At 63.7% G+C, this 7,228-nt stretch carries 6 protein-coding genes; 1 reads left to right on the top strand and 5 read right to left on the bottom strand.

What is annotated here, in order from left to right; translation table 11 throughout:
* From rplJ to ppk2, 3 genes are all read right to left on the bottom strand, one after another.
* The coding region (gene rplJ, locus Q0R27_RS01515; protein WP_293940326.1) for a 50S ribosomal protein L10 at window positions 1–124 on the bottom strand (124 nt) is incomplete at its 3' end.
* A gap of 344 nt (window positions 125–468) precedes the next feature.
* Window positions 469–1,470 carry an HWE histidine kinase domain-containing protein gene (locus Q0R27_RS01510; protein ID WP_293940325.1) on the bottom strand — a complete coding sequence of 334 codons (1,002 nt, stop codon included), beginning with the start codon at window positions 1,468–1,470 and terminating at the stop codon, window positions 469–471.
* Between the two features lie 267 nt (window positions 1,471–1,737).
* Window positions 1,738–2,520, bottom strand: coding sequence for a polyphosphate kinase 2 (gene ppk2 / locus Q0R27_RS01505; RefSeq protein ID WP_293940324.1), 783 nt, complete (start codon window positions 2,518–2,520; stop codon window positions 1,738–1,740).
* Between the two features lie 74 nt (window positions 2,521–2,594).
* On the opposite strand from ppk2, the gene pgl reads away from it, so the two are divergent.
* The gene (pgl, locus tag Q0R27_RS01500) at window positions 2,595–3,296 is read left to right on the top strand and encodes a 6-phosphogluconolactonase (protein WP_293940323.1); all 702 of its coding nucleotides are present in this window, start codon (window positions 2,595–2,597) and stop codon (window positions 3,294–3,296) included.
* A 64-nt stretch (window positions 3,297–3,360) separates the two neighbouring features.
* Here pgl and Q0R27_RS01495 read toward each other — a convergent pair whose 3' ends face one another.
* Together Q0R27_RS01495 and Q0R27_RS01490 are read right to left on the bottom strand one after the other, a co-directional pair.
* A complete protein-coding gene (locus Q0R27_RS01495; protein ID WP_293940322.1) occupies window positions 3,361–5,457 on the bottom strand; it encodes a S9 family peptidase in 2,097 nt (698 codons plus the stop codon).
* An 11-nt stretch (window positions 5,458–5,468) separates the two neighbouring features.
* Window positions 5,469–7,109 carry an MFS transporter gene (locus Q0R27_RS01490; RefSeq protein WP_293940321.1) on the bottom strand — a complete coding sequence of 547 codons (1,641 nt, stop codon included), beginning with the start codon at window positions 7,107–7,109 and terminating at the stop codon, window positions 5,469–5,471.
* Between the last annotated feature and the right edge of the window lie 119 nt (window positions 7,110–7,228).

Below are 7,228 nucleotides of genomic sequence, written 5' to 3'. Positions count from 1 at the left end.
TCAGGCGCAAGTCGGTGGACTGGGCCACCGTCAGGCCGAGATTGCGGGTGATGACCACCACGCTGGTCTCGGAGAAGACGCTCTTCAGCTCGGCAACCAGATCGGCCTTTTGCGAACGATCCATGCCAACTCCTTGGTTCGGCCCGAGCGGATGCGCGGACCGAGCTTCACAAAACCCCGCCGCGTGAGCGATAGGGAACGAAAGTCCGTGGGGGCTGGATCAACGGCGTCGCTCAATTCGCAACGCACGGTGGCTGCAGGAGCCACCCGAATTCCTGTCCCCGCCTCGGTCGCAGATTAAGGAGGAAACCCCCAGCGACTGTCTCGGACGGATGCGCCGGATCGGTTTTATAGAACTAGCCCGACGCGAGGTGGCGTATAGCGGGTTGCGGGATTTGATCAAGGGGCGGGAGCGGAGCGGCCTAAATGTCGGCCAAATTGAGAAGCCCACACTCGATCTGCGAGAGATTAGTCTGCTAATCTTTTTTGCCGCATTCTAACCGTTACGACGAGACCGCTCTCCTGCCAATCATAGACGAGTTCGCCGCCGAGTTGCCCGGAAACACTTCGCGCGATGAGCCGGCTGCCGAAGCCTTGGAGAACCGGCAGCTCACTAATTGGAGGGCCACCAGTCTCGGACCAAATTAAGCTGATGTCGTCCCCGTCGATCTTGCTCGACACGTCGAGTAGCCCTGCGGCACAGGAAAGCGCGCCATATTTGACGGAATTGGTCGCCAACTCGTGAATGACCATTGCAAGCGCAGTTGCTGTTCGCTCCCCGACTCCCATCCGCGCGACCGCCACCCGAATGCGACCGGAAAAAGCCGCCGTATCGTCATACGGGGCAAGCAACACGGAAATGAGGTCGCCCAACAAAGCGGCCTTGCCCTGCTCGCCTGGTAGCGGACGCACGAGGTCATGAGCGCGACCTAATGACGTCAGGCGTGTTGTCAGTTCGCCAGTCATTGCTTCTACCGACACGGCCGAACGACCCGTCAACTGAGTCAGACCCGCTGCGATGGCGAGAAGGTTCTTGACCCTGTGGCTCATCTCTCCGGCGAGCAATTCACTGCCTTCCTCGGCTTGCTTGCGGCCGGTCACGTCGAGAAAAATCCCAAACATTACGCCGTGGACGATCCCGACGTCGGCACCCTGTCCGCGCGCCGAAATCCAGCGGACTTCGTCGCCGAGACAGATTCGAAAGTCGATCTCGTAAGATCCGGTAACCGAGCGTGTGGCGGAGAAGCCCGCCCGAACCCTGTCGCGATCAGCAGGGTGGATGTGGGTGGCAAGCTCTTCGAAGGTGACATGGTCGGCCCATGGCAGGCCCCAAAGTTCAAACGCCCGTTCGTCCATCGCGAACCGGTCGACGTCGACGCGCCATGACCAAAGCGCCACGCAAGCGGCCTCGACCGCCAGGCGAAGCTGCTTCTCGTGCCAAATTGGCGCCTCCGGCTTCTCGGCTGGCAAACGATCTCTCCACACTATTTTGGATGAAAAGCTGTGTGTGTCCTGTTGTCACGGCGCAAGCCCAGCGTATCCGTCAAGCAGCAACGTGTCACGCGGCGATGTCTGCGATTGCGCCGGAAGCGGTCTTTTCGGTCGCGAATGTTCCCAATGTTCGCGGTGACGTGGCCGGTTCGCGATCCTCATCCGGATCAAGAAAATGTGGTCAATTCAAATGTCAAAAAGTCTTAACCGTATTGGCACAAATGAGGGCTGTAGGACAGCGGAAATTTAGTTCCTTTTCTTGCTGCGCGGCCAAGCCGGGAGGGGCTCGATCGATGTGTAGCGCTCTTTCGAAGGAGGATTCTTGAGCTCGGGGAAGATCGGCAGATCGATGTCGACGCGCATGTCGGGCATGCAATGCAGCAAGTTACGAATCAGCGTCAGGCGGCCGCGCTTCTGGTCGTTGAAGTCGACCAGGGTCCACGGCGCCCAGGGGGTGTGGGTCGCCTTGAGCATGGCTTCCCTAGACTTGGTGTAATCGTCGTAATGCTGGCGCGCAGCGAGGTCGATCGGGGACAGTTTCCATTGCTTGAGCGGATCGGCGAGGCGCTCGGCGAAGCGTGATTCCTGTTCCTCCTGATCGCAGCACAACCAATATTTGAAGAGCAGGATGCCGTCGTCGACTAGGCCCTTTTCAAACGCCGGGACCGCGGCGAGGAAATCGGTTGCCTGCTTTTCGGTGCAGAAGCCCATCACGCGCTCGACCCCGGCGCGGTTGTACCAGCTGCGGTCGAACAGCATGATCTCGCCCGGCGCGGGGAGGCGGGTGGCGTAGCGCTTCAGATAGGCCTGCGTCCCGAGCACGCGCGGGGGCTTGCCGAATGCGACGATGTGGCAGTCGCGCGGGTTGATATGTTCATGGATCGCGTCGATCACGCCGCCCTTGCCGGCGGCGTCACGGCCTTCGATCACGATCAGGATGCGCTGGTCGGTGACCTTCGCCCAATGCGCCATCTGGACCAGTTCGACGTCCAGTTCGGCGAGTTTCCGGTCGTATTTCTTGCTCTTCATTATTCTCTCCGCCGACCCGCGTTGCCCTTGGCAGGCCACTTGCTATAGCGCGTCCGACGCCAGGGAGTAGCGCGATGATCGAAGCCGAATTCTGGGACTATGATTCGCCCGAGGAGATGGCCGCGGCGGTTGCCGGCGATATCGGGTTCATCATCGAGAGTGCGCTCGACGCGCGGGGATCGGCATTGCTCGCCTTCCCCGGCGGATCGACCCCCCAGCCGATCTTCGCCGAGCTGGTCAAGGCCAAGTTGAACTGGAAGAAGGTCACCATTTTCCCCGGCGACGACCGGCTTGTCGCGATGGACAATGAGCTGTCGAACGTGCGCGGGATTGCCAAGGCGTTCCTGCCGACCGGCGCACGCGTCTTTCCGATCACCGCGCCGATCGCCGATTACAAGCTGGCCGGCAATTCCGCCGATGCGCGGCTGCAGGATTTGCCGTGGCCGCCGGATCTGGTGTGGCTCGGGATGGGCGAGGACGGACACACCGCGTCGATCTTCGCGGGGCCCGACCTCGAGGCGGCGCTCGATGCACCCAAGGCGCGGCGGATGGTCGGGGTCATGCCCGATCCGTTGCCGAAAGAGGCGCCGGTTGCGAGGGTTACGCTCACCCGGGCGGCGATATTGCAGGCGCGGACGATCCTCATCACGATCACCGGGCAGAAGAAGCGCGACCTGCTCGAGCAGGCGATCGAGGACGGGCACAGTTCGAAGCTGCCGATCGGGCGGGTGCTGGCGGAGTGCGAGCAGCCGATCGATATTCACTGGTGCGCCTGATGCGGCGGGGGGTGTGACGGCGCACTGATTGCGCGCACCCACCCCCGCTCGAGATGGAGGGGGTTCAGTTCTTGATCCCCAGCCGATCCAGCACGAAGGCGTACATCTCGGCCTGATCCGCGTAGCTGCGGAAGCGGCCGGACTTGCCGCCGTGACCGGCTTCCATGTTGATGCGGAACAGCAGGGGGTTGGAATCGGTCTTGCGCGCGCGGAGGCGCGGGACCCACTTCGCGGGCTCGTAATATTGGACCTGGCTGTCCCACAGGCCGGTCGAGACGAACATCGACGGATAGGCCTGCGCGCGGACGTTGTCGTAAGGCGAGTAGGCGGCCATGACCTTGTAGTCGGCTTCGTTCGCGGGGTTGCCCCACTGGTCGAATTCATTGGTGGTGAGCGGGATCGAGGTGTCGAGCATGGTCGTCAGCACATCGACGAACGGGACCTGCGCGACGATTACCGCGTAATCCTGAGGAGCCTGGTTGGCGACGGCGCCCATCAACAGCCCGCCCGCGCTCCCGCCACGCGCGGCGACGCGGCCCTTGGCGGCATAACGCCGGGCGACGAGATCACGGGTGACATCGACGAAATCGTTGAAGCTGTTCTGCTTTTTCGCGAGGTGGCCGTCGTCGAACCAATGGCGTCCCATTTCCTGTCCCCCGCGAATATGGGCGAGCGCGAACACGACGCCGCGGTCGAGCAGGCTGGTTGTGGCGATCGAATAGTCGGGGTCGCTCGACAGGCCGTAGCTGCCGTAGGCATATTGGAACAAGGGCGCGGTGCCATCGCGCTTGAGGCCCTTTTTGTAGACCAGGCTGACGGGGACTCGGGCGCCGTCGCGGGCGATGGTCCAGACGCGTTCGGTGACGTAGTTTTTCGCGTCGTAGCCGGGGACGGGCTGGACCTTGAGTGTACGGCTTTTGCCGGTCGCGGAATTCCACTCGAGCGTCGTCGTCGGAGTGGCGAGCGATTCATAAGTGTAGCGCACCCACGGGGTCGCGGCCTCGTGATTGTCGTCGAGGCTCATCTGGTAGGCGGGCTCGCTTGCGTCGACGAGAGTCGATTTGCCGGTGCGGCTGAGCAGGCGGAGGCGCTTGTTGCCGTCGTGACGCTCGGCGATCGCGGTGAAGGTGTCGAACGCGGCGAAATCGTCGATGAAGTCGCCGGGCTTGGTCAGCGTCTTCCAGGACGATGACGGCTTGCCGAGCGCGGCGTCGGGGAAGCTCTTGAGCTGGTAATTGGGCGCGCCGGCATTGGTGCGCACGATCCAGCGGCCGTTGGCGTGTTCGGCGCGATAGAGGACATCCTTGGTGCGCGGGGCGATCAGCGTCATGCGGTCGGGCTGGCCGAACGGGGCGCAGCGCTGCTCGGTCATCGTCGTCGCCTCGGCAACGATGCAAGTGAATTTGCCCGAGGCGGTGCGGGTCACCCTGATGTTGAACGTGTCGTCTTTCTCTTCGTAGAGAAGGCGATCGCTATCCGCCGGCGAGCCAATAATGTGGAGCTTGATCCGCTTCGATTGCAGCGTGACGGGATCCTTTTCGACATAAAGGAGCTGGTTCGCCGATCCCCAGACAAGGTCGGGCTCGATGTTGGTCACCGTGTCGGAAAGCATTTTCCCGGTTATCGTGTCGAGGATCTTCAGCACATATTGGCGGCGGCCGACCTTGTCCTCGGCATAGGCGAAATAGCGGCCGTCGCGGCTCGCTTCGAAGCCCGAAACGGCGAAATAGCCGCTGCCCTTGGCCATCGCGGGCTCGTCGAGCAGGATTTGCTCGGGCGCGGTCATGCTGCCCTTGCGGCGCGCGACGATCGGATAGTCGGCACCGGGAGTGAAGCGGCGGTAGTAATAATAACCGTCCTGGCGGTAGGGAACCGAGCTGTCGTCCTGTTTGATGCGGCCGGTGATCTCGGCGAACAGCTTGTTCTGGAGCGATTTCAGCGGGGCCATCATCGCGTCGGTGTAGGCGTTCTCGGCGCCGAGGTAGGCGAGCATCTCGGGGTTCTTGCGCGTGTCGTCGCGCAGCCAGTAATATTCGTCGTTGCGGACCGCGCCGAACGGGGCGCGGACTTCGTGGGCGCGCTGGGCCGCAACGGGAGGCGTCGGTGCCTGGGCAAGCGTAGCGGTCGAGACGAACAGGCTAGCGAGTAGAAGCGAACGCATGCGGGTATCCTTCAGCGTAAGGGTTGGCCGCTGGTTTCCTTGAATAACAGCAGCGAGGTGATGACGGAGACGGCGGTGAAGGCGAAGGCGTACCACAGCCCGGCGTAAAGGTTGCCGGTGATGGCGACGATAGCGAAACTGGTGACCGGCAGGAAGCCGCCGACCCAGCCGGTGCCGACGTGATAGGGCAGGCTCATCGCGGTGTAGCGGACGCGGGTCGGGAACATCTCGACCAGCGCGGCGGCCATCGGGCCGTAGAGCGCGCAGGCGGCGGCGGTGAAGAGCAGCAGCCAGGCCATCAGCGTGAACCAGTCGACGTTTGCGGGGTCGGCCTTGGCGGGATAGCCGGCGGTGGTGAGCGCGGCCTTAAGCCGGTCTCCGGTAGCGGTTTTCAGTGACTTGAGGCCCTTGGTGTCGAGGGCGCTGCCGTCGGCGATCGGCAGGAGCGTATTGCCGACGGCAATCGCGGTCCGGCCATCGGTCGAGGCGATGTCGCGGTAGGAGATGCCCGATCCGGCTAGCAGGCTCTTGGCGATGTCGCAGGCGGTCGAGAAGTGGCGCGTGCCGGCGGGGTCGAACTGGACCGAGCAGGTCGCGGGGTCGGTGACGACGGTGACCGGGGTGCGCGCCTGGGCCTCGATCAGCGCAGGGTTCGCGGCGCGCGCGATGGCGTGATAGCCGGGAAAATAGGCGGCGAGCGCGACCAGCATTCCGGCGACCATGACCGGCTTGCGGCCCCATTTGTCCGACAGCCAGCCGAACACGACGTAAAGCGGGGCGGAGACGATCACCATCACCATGACGATCTCGTTGACCGTCTTGCCGGGCAGGCCGACCATCTTCTCGAGGAACAGCTGCATGTAGAAGAAGGTCGAATACCAGACGGCACCCTGCGCGCACATCAAGGCGAAGAAGGCGATGCCGACCTGGCGGAGGCTGGCGGGGTCGGCGAAGGCTTCGCGCAGCGGCGCCTTGGTGACATTGCCCTCTTCGCGCAGGGCGACGAAGGCCGGGCTCTCGGCGAGCTTGGTGCGCAGCCACAGCGAGACGCCGAGCAGGATCGCCGACGCGAGGAACGGGATGCGCCAGCCCCATGCGGTGAAGGCGTCCTCGCCGAGCAGGGTGCGGGTGACGAGGATGACCGCGAGGGCAGCGAGCAGGCCGAATGCGGCCGAGGACTGGATCCAGCCGGTGGCGTAGCCGCGGCCGTGATCGGGGGCGTGCTCGGCCACGTAAATCGCGGCGCCGCCATATTCGCCGCCGAGCGCAGTGCCCTGACAGATGCGCAGGATGATCAGCAGGGCGGGGGCGAGCCAGCCGGCCTGGGCGTAAGTCGGCAGGCAGCCGATGAGGAAGGTCGCGCCGCCCATCAGGCTGACGGTGATGAGGAAGGTCGCCTTGCGCCCGATGCGGTCGCCCATCGCGCCGAAGATGATCGCGCCGAGCGGCCGGAACGCGAAGCCGACCGCGAACAGCGCCAGCGCCGCGACCAAAGCCGCGGTCGGGTCGAGGCCCGCCAGGAACACCTTGGCGATGACCGGGGTCAGCGATCCGAAGATGAAGAAGTCGTACCATTCGAACGCGGTCCCCGCCGACGAGGCGATCACGATCCGCGCCATCGATCCGCGGCTCTCTGCTTGACGCTCACTCATTCGGCTTCCCCTCTGGCGCAAGAGTATTAGCGCAGGAGCAAGCAGGAGCAAGCCTCCGTTCGTCCTGAGCGAAGGCGAAGGGCGCCCCTTCGACTTCGCTCAGGACGAACGAATACTAC

The sequence above is a fragment of the Sphingomonas sp. genome (assembly GCF_025362505.1).
In the GTDB taxonomy this organism is placed as follows: Bacteria; Pseudomonadota; Alphaproteobacteria; order Sphingomonadales; family Sphingomonadaceae; genus Sphingomicrobium.
Note: the sequence above shows the minus strand (reverse complement) of the source record. Positions and strands in the feature narration are given on the sequence as shown.

Excerpts from the sequence above, each read along its gene's own strand:
- ppk2 (WP_293940324.1), bottom strand. The coding sequence starts at position 2,520 with ATGAAGAGCAAGAAATACGACCGGAAACTCGCCGAACTGGACGTCGAA.
- pgl (WP_293940323.1), top strand. The coding sequence starts at position 2,595 with ATGATCGAAGCCGAATTCTGGGACTATGATTCGCCCGAGGAGATGGCC.
- Q0R27_RS01495 (WP_293940322.1), bottom strand. The coding sequence starts at position 5,457 with ATGCGTTCGCTTCTACTCGCTAGCCTGTTCGTCTCGACCGCTACGCTT.
- Q0R27_RS01490 (WP_293940321.1), bottom strand. The coding sequence starts at position 7,109 with ATGAGTGAGCGTCAAGCAGAGAGCCGCGGATCGATGGCGCGGATCGTG.